This is a genomic window from Vibrio sp. Vb0598 (assembly GCF_033338935.1).
Taxonomy (GTDB): domain Bacteria; phylum Pseudomonadota; class Gammaproteobacteria; order Enterobacterales; family Vibrionaceae; genus Vibrio; species Vibrio alginolyticus.
This window is the reverse complement of record NZ_JAWOTP010000011.1, coordinates 73250-89221: the sequence shown is the minus strand read 5'-3', so window position 1 is coordinate 89221 and position 15972 is coordinate 73250. Positions and strand designations below refer to the sequence as shown.

Genomic DNA, 15972 nt, shown 5'->3' with positions numbered 1-15972 from the left:
AATGTTGGATATGAACTCATCGCATATCGCAATTGTGCCTGCTGCTGGTGTGGGTAGCAGAATGAAGGCAGATCGCCCTAAGCAATATTTATTGATCGAAGGTAAAGCGGTACTGGAACATACCGTAGAGAAACTGCTTTCTCACCCAAATATTTCTAAGGTTGTCGTTGCCATTACTTACGGCGACCCATATTACCCAGAATTGTCCATTGCTAAGCACCCAGATGTGATTCGTGTAGCTGGTGGTAAAGAAAGAGCAGACTCTGTGTTATCAGGGCTAAACTATGTCAATGAGCATCTGGAAAGCGAGTGGGTATTAGTTCACGACGCTGCAAGGCCATGTGTATTAACATCCGACATTGACCGTTTGATTGATGTTTGCTGCGCTCACTCAACGGGTGGCATTCTCGCATCTCCTGTGAGAGATACAATGAAGCGAGCAAACGCAGTACAAGATATCGATCATACGGTAGATAGAGAAGCATTGTGGCATGCACTGACTCCACAAATGTTTAAAACTCAGCAGCTTACTCAAGCACTGGCTGACGCATTAGAACAGGGTGTAACCATTACCGATGAAGCCTCGGCTTTGGAATGGCTAGGCGAGAAGCCAGCCTTAGTTCAAGGGAATGCGAACAATATAAAAATCACTCAGCCAGAAGATCTTGCGTTAGCCGAGTTTTATCTAAGCCGTGAGCGCGGCGAATAAGAAAGGATAGAAAATGATTCGAATTGGTCATGGTTTCGACGTACATAAATTCGGCGGTGAAGGTCCGGTAATTATCGGTGGTGTAGCGATTCCTTACGAACAAGGTTTGATTGCTCACTCAGATGGCGATGTAGCGTTGCATGCGTTAACGGATGCTCTGCTGGGCGCGATTGCTGCCGGCGATATTGGTCGTCATTTCCCAGATACGGATGATAAATGGAAAGGCGCAAACAGTCGTGAATTACTGAAAGACGTTTACCGTCGAGTTAAAGAGCAAGGCTACCGTCTTGGCAATGCTGATGTAACCATCATGGCACAAGCGCCTAAAATGGCACCACACATTGACGCAATGTGTGCGGCGATAGCCGAAGACCTAGAAACCGACATTAGTAACATTAACGTAAAAGCGACGACGACAGAACGTCTCGGTTTTACTGGACGCAAAGAAGGCATTGCAACGGAAGCCGTTGTACTTCTGTTTAAGCAATAACTAGCAATTTGCTCCCCTAAGCTGTGATATCAGCGGAAACACATCATGTCAGACATTTTATCTTCATTGGCTTACCTAACGGGTAAGCCAGTTGCATCGGCAAAAATTAAAGCGCAGCCAGAGCATTTTCAGGTTCGCGAAGATTTAGGTTTTGCCTTTACGGGCGAAGGCGAGCACCTAATGGTTCGTATCCGTAAAACGGGCGAGAACACCAGCTTCGTTGCTAACGAGTTAGCGAAAGCCTGTGGTGTTAAGTCGAAAGACGTTAGCTGGGCGGGTCTTAAAGACCGTCATGCGGTGACGGAACAGTGGTTAAGTGTCCATTTACCGAAAGGTGAAACGCCAGGTTTTTCAGCGTTTTTGGCTCAATACCCAAGTATCGAAATCCTTGCAACAGATCGTCACAATAAAAAACTGCGTCCTGGTGACCTAGTAGGGAACGAGTTCGTGGTTACTTTGTCTGAAGTGACAGATATAGCGGATGTAGAGCAACGTCTTGAAAAAGTGAAACAAGTTGGCGTGCCAAACTACTTTGGTAGTCAGCGTTTTGGTAACGATGGCAACAACCTTGAAGAAGCACGTCGATGGGGACGCGAAAACGTTCGTACCCGCAATCAAAACAAGCGCAGTATGTATTTATCAGCGGCTCGTTCGTGGATTTTCAACCGTATCGTTTCAGCTCGTCTAGAGAATGGTGTGTTTGATAAGTTCATTGATGGTGACATTGCGCAGACGAATTCTGGCACTCAGTTGATTGATGCAAACAACATTGCGGCTCTGCAAGTGCAATTTGCGCAAGGTGAAGCGGCAATTACCGCTGCGCTTGCTGGCGATAATGCACTGCCTACTCAAACTGAGGCTCTGGCATTAGAGCAACCGTTTTTAGACGAAGAGCCTGACCTCATGGCGCTGATTCGTGGTAATCGCATGCGCCACGACCGTCGCGATATTGCGCTAAAGCCAAAAGATTTAGCTTGGACGGTTGAAGGTAACAACATTACGCTGACTTTCTCACTGGATGCGGGATCTTTTGCGACCTCTATTGTTCGTGAGTTAGTTAATGAGGTTGAAGTAGAAAGAGAATACTAATGGAACAGGATTCACGAAACCCGAAGCCCTTAAGAGTCTTAATCAGCAATGATGATGGTGTTCATGCTCAAGGGATTCATGCCCTCGCTGATGAGTTGAGAGATATCGCTGAAGTGACCATTGTCGCACCTGATCGAAATCGTTCAGGTGCTTCGAATTCACTCACATTAGAACAACCATTACGCGTGACTGAAATTGCCCCAAATATCTACTCAGTGCAAGGCACGCCCACGGATTGTGTGCATTTCGCGCTGAATGAGCTAATGAAAGATGATTTGCCTGATCTTGTTCTGTCAGGAATCAACCATGGCGCTAATTTGGGTGATGATGTTCTTTATTCTGGAACAGTAGCAGCCGCCATGGAAGGTCATTTCCTTGGCGTTCAGTCGGTGGCTTTTTCACTAGTGGGTAAGCGACATTTCGAATCCGCCGCTAAAATTGCACGTCAAATTGTACAACAGCATTTAGCGTCGCCGATTCCAACGAATCGTCTACTGAACGTAAACGTGCCTGACTTACCATCAGAGAATTTAGGTGAAATTGAAGTTACGCGTTTAGGTGCACGTCATCACGCAGAGAATATGATCAAGCAGAAAGATCCGAGAGGCCATGACATTTATTGGTTAGGGCCACCAGGAAAGGAGCAAGATGCAGGAGAGGGCACGGACTTTTATGCAATTGAGCATGGCCGAGTTTCAATGACGCCTCTGCAAGTTGATCTCACCGCTCACGAGTCGCTGCGTGCTATGGATAGTTGGTTAAAGGAAGAGAAGTAATGAGTAACCCACATGCTGACAGGTTGATAGCGTTTCTTATCTCCAGTGGCATCAAAGACCAAAGAGTTCTGGATGCTATCCAACGCTTGCCACGAGAAAGCTTTGTTTCTCAAGCGATGATGCACCAAGCCTATGATAACAATGCGTTACCAATTGGTCAGGGACAAACTATTTCTCAGCCTTATATCGTTGCTCGTATGACCGAGTTGCTTGAGCTAGAACCGGCGAGTCGTGTTCTGGAAATCGGAACGGGATCGGGTTATCAAACTGCGGTACTGGCGCAAATTGTTGATCATGTATACTCCGTTGAGCGAATTAAATCGTTGCAATGGGAAGCAAAGCGTCGCCTGAAGCAATTGGATATTTACAATGTTTCAACTAAGCATGCTGATGGGTGGCAGGGCTGGGAAGCGAGAGGTCCTTTCGATGCTATCATTGTTACCGCTGCCGCTGAAGTGATTCCCCAAGCTCTTCTCTCACAATTAAGAGATGGCGGCAAAATGGTCATTCCTGTTGGAGATACGGAACAACAGTTATTAAAAATAGAGCGTAAGGGAGACGAATATCTCTCTACCGTTGTAGAAATGGTTCGGTTCGTACCTCTGGTTGCGGGTGATTTAGCTTAAGGGTTAGGGATAGGTGAATAAGTTACTACGTCATATTGGTATTAGCTTTGTGTTTGCTGCAGGACTAGTTGGTTGTGCAGCGCATTCCCCTGCACCTGTCTCTAGCCTAAAAAAAGACTATTCAAGCCTTGAAAGAGGGAGTTACAGAGGGAGTTATTATGAGGTAAAAAAAGGCGATACGCTTTACTTCATAGCTTATGTCACAGATAAAGATGTAAATGATCTTGTTCGTTACAATGAGTTAACTCAGCCTTACACTATCTACCCAGGACAGAGGCTAAAACTTTGGGCTCCGAAATATGTCGCCCCTAAATATGGTCAAAAAGTTGAACCCGTTGTGGCTCCTGTTGTTACGCCCCCCCCAGCTCCAGTGACGAAAACATCAACAGCCTCTAAACCTAAACCTTCGAGTAAAAACTCTAGTCAAAAACCTACAGAGACTAAGCCTAAAGTCGTACAAAAACAGCCTCCAAAGAAGGTTGAACAATCGAAAACAAAGGAGTATGTTGGTTCAAAAGATAACCAAAAAGTGAAGCAAAAAGCGCCAACTACCACAGCAAAGAGTGATAAAGTCTCAAAGTGGTTGTGGCCAACAAAAGGGAGAGTAATCAAGAACTTTTCGGCGGGAGAACAGGGAAATAAAGGTATCGACATCGCAGGACAGCGTGGTCAACCTATCGTTTCAACCGCAGCCGGCACAGTCGTTTATTCAGGCAATGCGCTACGAGGTTATGGCAACTTAATTATAGTAAAGCATAACGACAATTATTTAAGCGCATACGCACATAATGACAAACTGCTGGTCACAGAAGGACAAAGCGTAAAAAGCGGACAAAAAATCGCCACCATGGGTAGTTCAGGTGCAAAGTCGGTCAAACTACACTTTGAAATTCGCTATCAAGGTAAATCAGTGAATCCAAAACGCTATTTGCCTTAAAACTTTGAAAAACAACTTGCGACATCATTTAGCGACATATTGAGTTGTCATGTCTTGCTAACTCGCCAGGGGGAGGCGTTATGAGTATCAGCAACACAGTAACCAAAGTTGAAGAGTTTGCATTTGACAATGCGTCAGTGAAGACCATTGATAACGAACTCGAAAGATCATCATCCACAGAAAGCAAAGCGACTGCGCGTGAAGAATTTGACGCGAGCAGTAAAAGCTTAGATGCAACTCAGTTGTATTTGGGCGAAATTGGCTTCTCACCTTTACTTACTGCCGAAGAAGAAGTGCTTTACGCAAGACGCGCCCTACGTGGCGACGAAGCGGCACGCAAACGTATGATCGAAAGTAACCTACGTTTGGTTGTTAAGATTTCTCGTCGATACAGTAACCGTGGTCTAGCACTACTCGATCTGATTGAAGAAGGTAACCTCGGCTTGATCCGAGCGGTCGAAAAATTCGACCCAGAACGTGGTTTCCGTTTCTCTACTTACGCAACGTGGTGGATCCGACAAACGATAGAGCGAGCGTTGATGAACCAAACTCGCACGATCCGTCTACCTATCCATGTAGTGAAAGAGCTGAACATTTATCTGCGTACTGCGCGTGAACTTTCTCAAAAGCTCGATCACGAACCGACCGCAGAAGAAATTGCTGCTCAATTAGATATTCCAGTCGAAGACGTAAGCAAAATGTTACGCCTTAATGAGCGTATTAGCTCTGTCGACACGCCAATCGGTGGTGACGGTGAGAAAGCGCTGCTGGATATTATTCCTGATGCAAACAACTCTGATCCAGAAGTTTCGACTCAAGATGACGACATCAAATCATCGTTGATTCATTGGTTAGAAGAGTTGAATCCGAAACAGAAAGAAGTGCTTGCACGTCGCTTCGGCCTACTAGGCTACGAGCCTTCGACGCTGGAAGAAGTTGGTCGAGAGATTGGTCTGACACGTGAGCGAGTACGTCAAATACAAGTGGAAGGTTTACGTCGTCTTCGTGAAGTCCTAATCAAACAAGGTTTGAATATGGAAAACTTGTTTAACGTAGAAGACGATTAAATAATCCGTATTTCACTAGATACGCAAAAGGCTATGGTTCCCCATAGCCTTTTTTCTTTTTTGCTCGTTGGTGTGAGTCTGTTTACAGCATCTTCTTCAAGCGATACAGCTCTTCAAGAGCTTGGCGTGGCGTTAAGTCGTCAGGATCAATACCTGACAGAGCTTGTTCGACCTCGCTAGGCTCTGGAATCAGGCTCAACTGGTTAGCCACATCTACTGCACTTGGACGCGGTGTGTCACTGTTTTGCCCCAGTTGCTCTAGCTGAGATAGCTTGTTACGCGCATTTTTGATGACCGTTTTTGGTACGCCAGCTAAGCCCGCAACAGCCAAGCCGTAAGACTTACTTGCCGCACCTTCTTGAACTGCGTGCATAAAGGCAATGCTATCTCCATGTTCTACGGCATCCAAGTGAACGTTCGCTAAGCTTGGCAGTTGGTTCGGTAACTCTGTTAATTCGAAGTAGTGAGTTGCAAATAGGGTCATCGCACCAATTTGTGTTGCGAGCCATTCCGCACTTGCCCAAGCTAAAGACAGACCGTCGTAAGTACTAGTACCGCGTCCGATTTCATCCATTAGCACCAAACTGTTCTTAGTTGCGTTGTGAAGAATATTGGCTGTTTCGGTCATTTCTACCATGAAGGTCGAGCGGCCAGATGCAAGATCATCTGATGCACCAATACGAGTAAATATACGATCTAAAGAACCAATCTGTGCGGATTCTGCCGGTACATAAGAGCCGATATGTGCCATCAATGCAATCAGCGCAGTTTGACGCATGTAGGTTGATTTACCACCCATGTTTGGACCGGTGATGATCAACATCTTCCGGGCTGGGTTAAGCTCAATTGGGTTCGCGATGAACGGCTCTGTTGTTACTTGTTCTACGACTGGATGACGGCCAGCTTGAATGTGAATTCCTGCGTCTTTCACAAGCGTTGGGCGGCAGTAATCTAACGAATCTGCACGCTCTGCTAGGTTTTGTAATACATCTAGCTGAGACAGAGCAGAAGCTAGGTTTTGCAGCTTCTCAAGGTTTGGCATCAATAGATCAAACAGTTCTTCCCACAACTGTTTCTCAAGTGCTAACGCTTTAGACTTCGAGTTAAGTACTTTGTCTTCGTGTTCCTTAAGCTCTGGGATGATGTAGCGTTCAGCGTTTTTGAGTGTTTGGCGACGTACATAATGCGGTGGAACCAAATGGCTCTGGCCACGGCTTACTTGGATAAAGAAGCCATGAACGTTGTTATAGCCTACTTTAAGCGTATCGATACCGTGTCGTTCACGCTCATCTCGCTCAAGCTGCTCAAGATATTCTGTTGCACCATCTGCCAATTTTCGCCATTCATCGAGCTCCGCATTGTAGCCTTCAGCGATGACGCCACCATCACGAATAACAACCGGCGGATTTTCTTTAATCGCGCGCTCTAACAGGTCACATACTTCGTCAATCGGAGCTGCATACTTCGCCAATTTCGTTAGGTACGGATGGGTCAAAGAAGCGGTGACAGATTCTAGCTCTGGTAGCTGTTGCATTGCATTGCGAAGTCTAGCCATATCGCGAGGGCGAGCAGAGCGTAATGCAAGGCGCGCTAAGATACGTTCAATATCACCAATTTGCTTTAACGTTGGTTGAAGATCGGCAAACAGAGCTTGTTCTTTAATCTCACCAATCGCATCAAGACGATTGTTTAACGTTTCAATGCAACGCATAGGCTGATGCAACCAACGCTTCAGCATTCGGCTGCCCATCGGAGTAGCACAATGGTCGAGTACTGCAGCGAGCGTGTTATCGGTTCCGCCTGCTAGATTTTGAGTAATTTCCAGATTACGTCGGGTAGCAGCATCAAGGATGACGGATTGATCCTGATGATCAAACGTTAAAGAGCGAATATGAGGTAAAGCCGTACGTTGAGTATCTTTTACGTACTGGATCAAACAACCAGCAGCACATAACCCTAAGGACGCATGTTCTACACCAAAACCAACCAGATCTTTTGTGCCAAATTGTTGATTGAGTTGTTGCTTAGCCGTATCAAGCTCAAATTCCCAGACTGGGCGACGACGGTTACCATTGCGGCTCGCCATTAAATGTACAGGTTCAAAATCTTCTGGGAACAGTAGCTCACGTGGTGCAGTGCGTTGAAGCTCGGCTGTCATCGCTTCTTCAGTTTCTGGTTCTGTCAGTTGGAAGCGACCAGAGGTGACATCCAGCGTCGCATAACCGAACTTACCGTTGTGATGGTAAATTGCTGCGATTAAGTTATCGACACGCTCAGAAAGCAGCGCTTCATCCGTCACAGTACCTGGTGTCACGATACGCACAACTTTACGTTCTACCGGGCCCTTGCTGGTGGCCGGATCGCCAATCTGTTCACAGATCGCCACAGACTCACCAAGCTGAACAAGTTTTGCCAGGTAGCCCTCTACGGCGTGAAATGGCACACCCGCCATTGGGATAGGTTCACCTGCAGACGCACCACGTTTGGTCAATGAAATATCAAGAAGCTGAGAAGCTCGCTTGGCATCATCGTAAAAGAGTTCGTAGAAATCGCCCATGCGGTAGAACAGCAAAATCTCTGGGTTCTCAGCCTTTAGCTTGAGGTATTGCTGCATCATCGGAGTGTGTTTTTGTTCAGCTTTCACAGGTAAGTTCTTTTGTTTATTTCCGTAGCGGCTTAGGATACGTGAATCCCTATCAAGTAAAAAGAGACAAAGGGCATTTTGGCTATGGAAAAAACAACAAAATTGAGTGCCGATTTAGGCGCATTATTGGCTAAACACGGGCATGTTTTAACAACCGCAGAATCATGCACAGGTGGTGGTGTTGCAACCGCCATTACTGACATTGCTGGTAGTTCAGCGTGGCTTGACCGTGCGTTCGTCACCTACAGTAATGAAGCGAAAATGGAGATGCTTGGTGTGCAAGCTTCAACGTTAGAAGCGCATGGTGCAGTGAGTGAGCCAGTTGTGATTGAAATGGTACAGGGTGCAATTAAAAACTCAAATGCCACCATCGGTGTGTCCATCAGTGGTATTGCAGGGCCGGGTGGTGGCAGTGAAGAGAAACCAGTCGGCATGGTCTGCTTTGCTTTTGCTGATAACCAAAGTTGGCAGCAAGTCGAAACCATGCATTTTACTGGTGACCGTGCAGAAGTTCGCAAAAAAGCGGTCGAGCATGCGCTGACTCAATTGTATCAACATCTACTCTAGAATTTCTTAAATTGTTTTAGCCCAGCATTGATAAGGGCTAGAGCAAATCACGACTTTAGGTCAGCCAAATTTTTTTCATACAGGTATGGACACTGTATGAATCAACAGTATAATAACTTTCATTGCTGAGCAGTTCTTCTGCTTAAGAAAAATGAATTACTATTCGTCGCCCAAAGAAGATGAATAAATCGGAGAAAGTAATGGACGAGAACAAACAGAAAGCGCTCGCCGCTGCGCTAGGTCAAATTGAAAAGCAATTCGGTAAAGGCTCTATCATGCGCCTTGGTGATAACCGCGCAATGGACGTAGAAACCATCTCAACGGGTTCTCTTTCTCTTGATATCGCTTTGGGTGCTGGTGGTCTACCAATGGGTCGTATCGTAGAAATCTACGGCCCAGAATCTTCAGGTAAAACAACATTAACCCTTGAGCTTATTGCTGCTGCGCAACGTGAAGGCAAAACGTGTGCGTTTATCGATGCAGAGCACGCTCTAGATCCTGTATACGCGAAGAAACTTGGCGTAGATATCGATGCATTGCTAGTTTCTCAGCCAGACACAGGTGAGCAAGCGCTAGAGATCTGTGACGCACTTGCACGTTCTGGTGCTATCGATGTTATGGTTGTCGACTCTGTTGCAGCGCTAACACCGAAAGCAGAAATCGAAGGCGAAATGGGCGATAGCCACATGGGTCTGCAAGCACGTATGCTTTCTCAAGCAATGCGTAAGCTAACGGGTAACCTAAAGCAGTCTAACTGTATGTGTATCTTCATCAACCAAATCCGTATGAAGATTGGTGTGATGTTTGGTAACCCAGAAACAACAACAGGTGGTAACGCACTTAAGTTCTACGCTTCTGTTCGTCTAGATATCCGTCGTACTGGCGCAATCAAAGAAGGTGACGAAGTCGTAGGTAACGAAACGCGCATCAAAGTTGTTAAGAATAAGATTGCAGCACCATTTAAAGAAGCAAACACACAAATCATGTACGGCCAAGGCTTTAACCGCGAAGGTGAACTTGTCGATCTAGGTGTGAAGCACAAGTTAGTTGAAAAAGCCGGTGCTTGGTATAGCTACAATGGCGATAAGATTGGTCAAGGTAAAGCGAATGCATGTAACTACCTGCGTGAGCACCCTGAAGTGGCTAAAACTATCGATACAAAACTGCGTGAAATGTTGCTAGCGCCAGCACTTGCGGAAGCGCCTGAAGCTGGTGAAGCGCCAGAGCAAGCTGAAGAGTTTTAATCTCTCATAGATTAATAAATGACAAAGCCCTGCAATGCGGGGCTTTGTTGTATCTATTGAAATCAAAAATCGAATTATCACAAAGGCCATTGAGAGCCTGTACAGCAAAAATACTTTTAGGATCATCATGTACCAAAAACGCCAGGCGCCAACATTATCGAGCAAAGAGGCTGCTATACAATTGCTTAGCCGTCGCGATCATGGTCAGTATGAGCTTTACCAAAAATTATCGATGAAGGGCTATGAAGAATCAGACATCGACATCGCAATTAATTTTTGCCTAGACCATAACTATTTAGATGATTTACGTTACGCGAAGAGTCAAATTAGACAGCATGTATACAAAGGACATGGAGAGCGTCGAATTCGTCAAGAGTTAAACCAGAAGCGTGTTGCGGAATCGGTGATTGAGCAAGCTATGGCTGAAGAGCCGCAAGATTGGTTTGAACTGGCTAAACAGGCGGCAGAAAAGAAATTCAAAGGTATTAAAGCCAAAGACCAAAAAGAGTACGCAAAACAAGTTCGTTTTCTGCAGTATCGCGGCTACAGTTTTGACCAAATCAGCTACGCGCTGAACTTTGAGGACGAAGATTAACGGTCAGTCGTCCGCACTGATTTTTGTTTTGCTTCAAATTTTTTCTCCTACTCCCTCTTTTCCTCAAGAAAACTAGTCTCAGCTGTTTGCATGATCTACAATACGGCAAAATTCTAACTCGACTATTTTCAGGAAGAGCTGCATGTACATGAGCACTGATGAGGTTCGTAACGCGTTCCTCAAGTTCTTTGAGAGCAAAGGACACCAAATCGTAGAAAGTTCATCGTTAGTTCCACATAACGACCCAACCCTGCTGTTCACAAACGCAGGTATGAACCAATTTAAAGATTGTTTCTTAGGCTTAGAAAAACGAGCCTACACTCGAGCGACTACGGCTCAGCGTTGCGTACGTGCTGGTGGTAAACATAACGACCTAGAAAATGTTGGCTTTACTGCTCGTCACCACACATTCTTTGAAATGTTAGGCAACTTCAGCTTTGGCGATTACTTCAAAGAAGATGCGATCTCCTTTGCTTGGGAATTCCTAACCGAAGTTCTTAAACTGCCAGCGGATCGTTTATTGGTAACTGTTTACGAAACCGATGACGAAGCGTTTGACATCTGGAACAAGAAAGTTGGCGTACCCGCTGATCGTATTGTTCGCATTGGTGATAAAGAAGGCGGCAAGCCGTACGAGTCTGATAACTTCTGGCAAATGGGCGACACTGGCCCTTGTGGTCCATGTACTGAAATCTTCTACGATCACGGTGAGCACATCTGGGGTGGCCGTCCTGGCACGCCTGAAGAAGATGGTGACCGTTTCATCGAGATCTGGAACAACGTATTCATGCAGTTCAACCGTCACGCAGACGGCACTATGGAACCGCTACCAAAACCATCGGTAGATACTGGTATGGGTATCGAGCGTATCTCTGCAATCATGCAGGGCGTTCACTCAAACTACGAAATCGATGTATTCCAAGCTCTTATCAAAGCAGCAGCAGAAGTGATCAGTTACGAAGACCTATCAAACCAATCACTACGCGTTATCGCTGACCACATCCGTTCATGTTCATTCCTGATCGTGGATGGTGTTATGCCTTCAAACGAAGGTCGAGGTTACGTATTACGCCGTATCATCCGTCGTGCAGTTCGTCACGGTAACAAGCTGGGCGCACAAGGTGCATTCTTCCACAAGTTGGTTGGCGTTCTAGCTGACATCATGGGTACGGCTGGTGAAGAACTGAAGCGTCAACAAGCTGTGGTTGAAAAAGTACTGCGTATCGAAGAAGAAAACTTTGGTCGTACACTTGAGCGCGGTATGGCGATTCTAAACGAAGCACTAGATAACCTAGACGGTAAAGTACTAGACGGCGAAACCGTATTTAAACTTTACGATACTTACGGCTTCCCAGCTGACTTAACTAACGACGTAGCACGTGAGCGTGAGTTCGCAATCGACGAAGAAGGTTTCGAGAAAGCGATGGAAGCGCAGCGTCAACGTGCGCGTGAAGCGGGTAACTTCGGTACTGACTATAACGCAGCAATCAAAGTTGATACGCAAACAGAATTCTGTGGTTACACAGGTACTAAAGGCTCTAGTTCTGTAGCAGCGATGTTCGTTGAAGGCAACGAAGTAGATTCGCTATCTGCGGGCGACAAAGCAATCATCGTACTTGGTGAAACACCATTCTACGCAGAGTCAGGCGGTCAGTGTGGTGACGCTGGTGAAATCCGTACTGAGTCTGGTGTATTCCGCGTTGAGGACACTCAAAAACTAGGTAACGCAATCGCGCACCACGGTGTAATGGCAGAAGGCGTTCTAGCGAAAGGTGATGAAGTAGCAACTATCGTTGACGCAGAGCGTCGCGCAGCTATCTCTCTAAACCACTCAGCAACGCACTTGCTACACGCAGCACTACGCCAAGTTTTAGGTGAGCACGTAACGCAGAAAGGCTCATTGGTGAAGGCAGACAACCTACGTTTCGACTTCTCACACCTAGAAGCCGTAACTGCAGCAGAACTGAAAGAAGTTGAGCGTCTAGTTAACGCGCAAATTCGTCGCAACCACACGATTGAAACCAACGTGATGGACATTGAGTCTGCTAAGAAGAAAGGCGCAATGGCACTGTTTGGTGAGAAGTACGATGACGAAGTACGCGTACTGTCTATGGGTGACTTCTCGACAGAGCTTTGCGGTGGTATTCACGCATCAAGCACAGGTGATATTGGCCTATTCAAAATCACTTCAGAAAGCGGCATTGCTGCAGGTATTCGACGTATTGAGGCGGTAACAGGCGAGGCTGCATTAGACGCGATTGAAGCTCAAAACGCGAAGTACGAAGAGAAACTGGCAGAATCTGCACAGAAAGCAAAAGCGCTAGAGAAAGAAGTGCAGAAGCTAAAAGATAAGATGGCGGCAGCAGAAAGCGCTAACATCATGGGCAAAGCGGTTGAAGTCAATGGTACAAAAGTTCTAGTCGCAGCTCTTGAAGGCGCTGACAGCAAGAACCTACGTACTATGGTTGATGACATTAAGAACCAAATGGGGTCTGGTGTCGTACTGCTTGCTAACGTAACAGGTGACAAGGTTGGCCTGATTGCTGGTGTGACTAAAGATCTAACTGGTAAAGTAAAAGCTGGTGATCTAGTTAAGATGATTGCTGAGCAAGTCGGTGGTAAGGGCGGTGGTCGTCCTGACATGGCTCAAGCTGGTGGTACTGATGTAGCCGCACTACCAGAGGCAATTAAAACAGTTCAGCCTTGGTTAGAAGAGCGCTTATAAGCTTTTAACTACTAAAATTACGCTCAATCAAGTTTCTTTGATTGAGCGTAATTTTTTTTAGCAGCCAAGTGGTTTAATTGACTAAAAGTTAACCGAGTCATTTAGGCTATTTGGTTTTTGTTGTAACTACTGCTTATATAATTTTTCTAAAAGGAAATACTGACGATGTAAGCAGTTCTAAAGAGACTTCGGTCTTGGGAAGGTGAAGACTGGTGAAAAAGCCCCTTATCGTGCAAAAGTTTGGCGGAACCTCTGTGGGTTCAATTGAAAGAATCCACCAAGTTGCTGAACACATCATTAAGGCGAAAAATGATGGCAATCAAGTTGTTGTTGTCGTGTCTGCAATGTCAGGCGAAACAAACAGACTGATGGACCTCGCTAAACAGATAGATAGCGTGCCTACAGCTCGAGAACTTGATGTTTTGCTCTCTGCTGGTGAGCAAGTGTCAATGGCACTGTTAGCAATGACACTCAATAAATTGGGTCATGCTGCACGCTCGCTTACCGGAGCACAGGCGAATATTGTGACGGATAATCAACACAATGACGCAACGATTAAACACATTGATACTAAGACAATTCTGGGATTGCTTGAGCAAGACCAAATCGTGATTGTTGCAGGCTTTCAAGGTGTGAATGAGAACGGGGATATCACCACATTAGGTCGAGGTGGCTCAGATACGAGCGCAGTGGCACTGGCAGGCGCATTGCGCGCTGATGAGTGTCAAATCTTTACCGACGTTGATGGTATTTATACTTGTGACCCACGTGTAGTGAAAAACGCGCGAAAATTGGCGGTTATCGATTTTCCTTCCATGGAAGCGATGGCAAGCCGAGGCGCGAAAGTATTACATTTACCTTCAGTGCAATTTGCATGGAAGAATAATGTGCCACTGCGCGTGCTTTCGACATTTGATGTTAATGAAGGCAGTCTGGTAAAGGGGGAGTTAGGCAATCAAGCCGTCTCTGGTATAGCCATTCAACGTGACCTTGCCATAATCGAAGTCGATAAAGAACATTTATCTAGTGCTACAAAACAATGTCAGATGTTGGGTATCGACATTTGGAATGTGATCGAGGAAACAGAACGGGCAGGTATCATGATAAAACAAGATGCATGTGCCAAGTTCGATCTGGTGTTCAGCGACAAAATCCGTAATAGTGAAGTGGTAAGCCTGTTGACCGCAGTGGGGCTTGAGGCCAATGGAATGGTAGAGCACGCATGCGATTTGTTGGCAAAGCGAGATATTGAGATCAATTTCAGCGCAACGAATGCACTCACTATGATGCTAGTTTTAGCACCCGAATGTGTGGATACAGCAGCAAACATTCTGCATGATGCTTACATTACGTCTAGTGAAGCATTAAACATTCAACAAAAACATGCCTTTTTAGGCTGATTTTCGCTAACAAGGTAGTTTACGAAAATATAACTTTTGTTGGATAATAGCTTTGTAGCAAGAAAATTTAGAGATTACTCAAGGAGCAAAGAATGCTAATTTTGACTCGCCGCGTAGGCGAAACACTGATGATTGGTGATGAAGTGACTGTAACTGTACTAGGTGTTAAAGGTAACCAAGTGCGTATCGGCGTTAACGCTCCGAAAGAGGTTTCAGTTCACCGTGAAGAAATCTACATGCGCATTCAAGCTGAAAAAGGCAATGGCAACGTTGCTTCAGGTAACTACTAAGTCGCTCCTGTTTACAGAGCTTAGTTTGAATGAAAAAGGCTAACCGAAGGGTTGGCCTTTTTAGTTTTTACTGTTTTTGAAAATTTGCAGAAACTATTGTGTTGAGTATGGCTGTGAATTCATCAATAATGTTGATTCGAACTTCAGAAAGTTATTTGAAAATAAATGTCTTTTTTTCAGAGAAGACTCTCTTTTTTTCATCATAATAGAGTGATAAAGTTCGTTTAATAGTCACTTTGATTAAATCAGCAACGGTTAAGCCAGTTTCGTAGATTTTTTCAAAGAAAGTGTTTGACATATTTTCGGTAAAACGTAATATGTGCCTCCGCAAGACGGTGAGGTGGCCGAGAGGCTGAAGGCGCTCCCCTGCTAAGGGAGTATACGGTTTATCCCGTATCGAGGGTTCGAATCCCTCCTTCACCGCCATTCTTGCAACGTTGATTTATCAACAAAAAGTGCGTCCTTAGCTCAGCTGGATAGAGTACCTGGCTACGAACCAGGCGGTCGGAGGTTCGAATCCTCCAGGACGCGCCATATCTCTTTTGAGATATAACAATGAAAACGGTGAGGTGGCCGAGAGGCTGAAGGCGCTCCCCTGCTAAGGGAGTATACGGTTTATCCCGTATCGAGGGTTCGAATCCCTCCTTCACCGCCATTCATTGACTGGCCCGATGGCCTTTTTTTTGTTTCGTAAGAAATGAATGTGATTTACTTCACAACTTCTTAGCAAGAAGATCTGCGCGTCCTTAGCTCAGCTGGATAGAGTACCTGGCTACGAACCAGGCGGTCGGAGGTTCGAATCCTCCAGGACGC

14 protein-coding genes and 4 tRNA genes are annotated in these 15972 nt (G+C 45.7%); 17 read left to right on the top strand and 1 reads right to left on the bottom strand.

Annotated features, from left to right (window positions below; all coding sequences use genetic code 11):
* Position 1: 1 nt before the first annotated feature.
* From ispD to rpoS, 7 genes are all read left to right on the top strand, one after another.
* Positions 2-709: a 2-C-methyl-D-erythritol 4-phosphate cytidylyltransferase gene (ispD, locus tag R7Q38_RS12980; RefSeq protein WP_137282365.1), complete on the top strand. Its 708-nt coding sequence runs from the start codon at positions 2-4 to the stop codon at positions 707-709.
* A gap of 13 nt (positions 710-722) precedes the next feature.
* Positions 723-1199, top strand: coding sequence for a 2-C-methyl-D-erythritol 2,4-cyclodiphosphate synthase (ispF, locus tag R7Q38_RS12975; RefSeq protein ID WP_005380896.1), 477 nt, complete (start codon positions 723-725; stop codon positions 1197-1199).
* Between the two features lie 45 nt (positions 1200-1244).
* Positions 1245-2288, top strand: a complete 1044-nt coding sequence (gene truD / locus R7Q38_RS12970) for a tRNA pseudouridine(13) synthase TruD (RefSeq protein WP_137282364.1) — start codon at positions 1245-1247, stop codon at positions 2286-2288.
* Positions 2288-3064 (top strand): 5'/3'-nucleotidase SurE, encoded by a 777-nt coding sequence (gene surE, locus R7Q38_RS12965; RefSeq protein WP_005380894.1) that lies wholly within the window; start codon positions 2288-2290, stop codon positions 3062-3064. The genes truD and surE overlap by 1 nt, the downstream gene beginning before the upstream one ends.
* A complete protein-coding gene (locus tag R7Q38_RS12960) occupies positions 3064-3690 on the top strand; it encodes a protein-L-isoaspartate(D-aspartate) O-methyltransferase (protein WP_005380892.1) in 627 nt (208 codons plus the stop codon). The genes surE and R7Q38_RS12960 overlap by 1 nt, the downstream gene beginning before the upstream one ends.
* Before the next feature lie 13 nt (positions 3691-3703).
* Positions 3704-4627 (top strand): peptidoglycan DD-metalloendopeptidase family protein, encoded by a 924-nt coding sequence (locus R7Q38_RS12955; RefSeq protein ID WP_005380889.1) that lies wholly within the window; start codon positions 3704-3706, stop codon positions 4625-4627.
* Positions 4628-4707: 80 nt separating this feature from the next.
* Complete coding sequence (gene rpoS, locus R7Q38_RS12950; RefSeq protein WP_005380887.1) at positions 4708-5694, top strand: RNA polymerase sigma factor RpoS; 987 nt, start codon at positions 4708-4710, stop codon at positions 5692-5694.
* Positions 5695-5776: 82 nt separating this feature from the next.
* Here rpoS and mutS read toward each other — a convergent pair whose 3' ends face one another.
* Positions 5777-8338 carry a DNA mismatch repair protein MutS gene (mutS, locus tag R7Q38_RS12945; RefSeq protein WP_017633545.1) on the bottom strand — a complete coding sequence of 854 codons (2562 nt, stop codon included), beginning with the start codon at positions 8336-8338 and terminating at the stop codon, positions 5777-5779.
* An 84-nt stretch (positions 8339-8422) separates the two neighbouring features.
* Between mutS and pncC the strand changes: the two genes are divergently transcribed.
* The 10 genes from pncC (at position 8423) to R7Q38_RS12895 (ending at position 15972) form a co-directional block, all read left to right on the top strand.
* Positions 8423-8905, top strand: coding sequence for a nicotinamide-nucleotide amidase (gene pncC / locus R7Q38_RS12940; protein WP_151515113.1), 483 nt, complete (start codon positions 8423-8425; stop codon positions 8903-8905).
* Positions 8906-9105: 200 nt separating this feature from the next.
* Positions 9106-10149 carry a recombinase RecA gene (gene recA, locus R7Q38_RS12935; RefSeq protein ID WP_005380874.1) on the top strand — a complete coding sequence of 348 codons (1044 nt, stop codon included), beginning with the start codon at positions 9106-9108 and terminating at the stop codon, positions 10147-10149.
* 127 nt (positions 10150-10276) lie between these two features.
* A complete protein-coding gene (gene recX, locus R7Q38_RS12930) occupies positions 10277-10744 on the top strand; it encodes a recombination regulator RecX (protein ID WP_005383799.1) in 468 nt (155 codons plus the stop codon).
* Between the two features lie 142 nt (positions 10745-10886).
* Entirely contained in the window at positions 10887-13469 is a 2583-nt protein-coding gene (gene alaS / locus R7Q38_RS12925) for an alanine--tRNA ligase (protein WP_318114247.1), read from the top strand.
* Between the two features lie 212 nt (positions 13470-13681).
* Positions 13682-14869: an aspartate kinase gene (locus R7Q38_RS12920; RefSeq protein WP_005383803.1), complete on the top strand. Its 1188-nt coding sequence runs from the start codon at positions 13682-13684 to the stop codon at positions 14867-14869.
* A gap of 92 nt (positions 14870-14961) precedes the next feature.
* Positions 14962-15159 carry a carbon storage regulator CsrA gene (csrA, locus tag R7Q38_RS12915; protein WP_004415691.1) on the top strand — a complete coding sequence of 66 codons (198 nt, stop codon included), beginning with the start codon at positions 14962-14964 and terminating at the stop codon, positions 15157-15159.
* Positions 15160-15493: 334 nt separating this feature from the next.
* Positions 15494-15585, top strand: a tRNA-Ser gene (locus tag R7Q38_RS12910).
* A 31-nt stretch (positions 15586-15616) separates the two neighbouring features.
* Positions 15617-15693, top strand: a tRNA-Arg gene (locus R7Q38_RS12905).
* Positions 15694-15722: 29 nt separating this feature from the next.
* Positions 15723-15814 (top strand) — tRNA-Ser (locus tag R7Q38_RS12900).
* Positions 15815-15899: 85 nt separating this feature from the next.
* Positions 15900-15972, top strand: a tRNA-Arg gene (locus R7Q38_RS12895).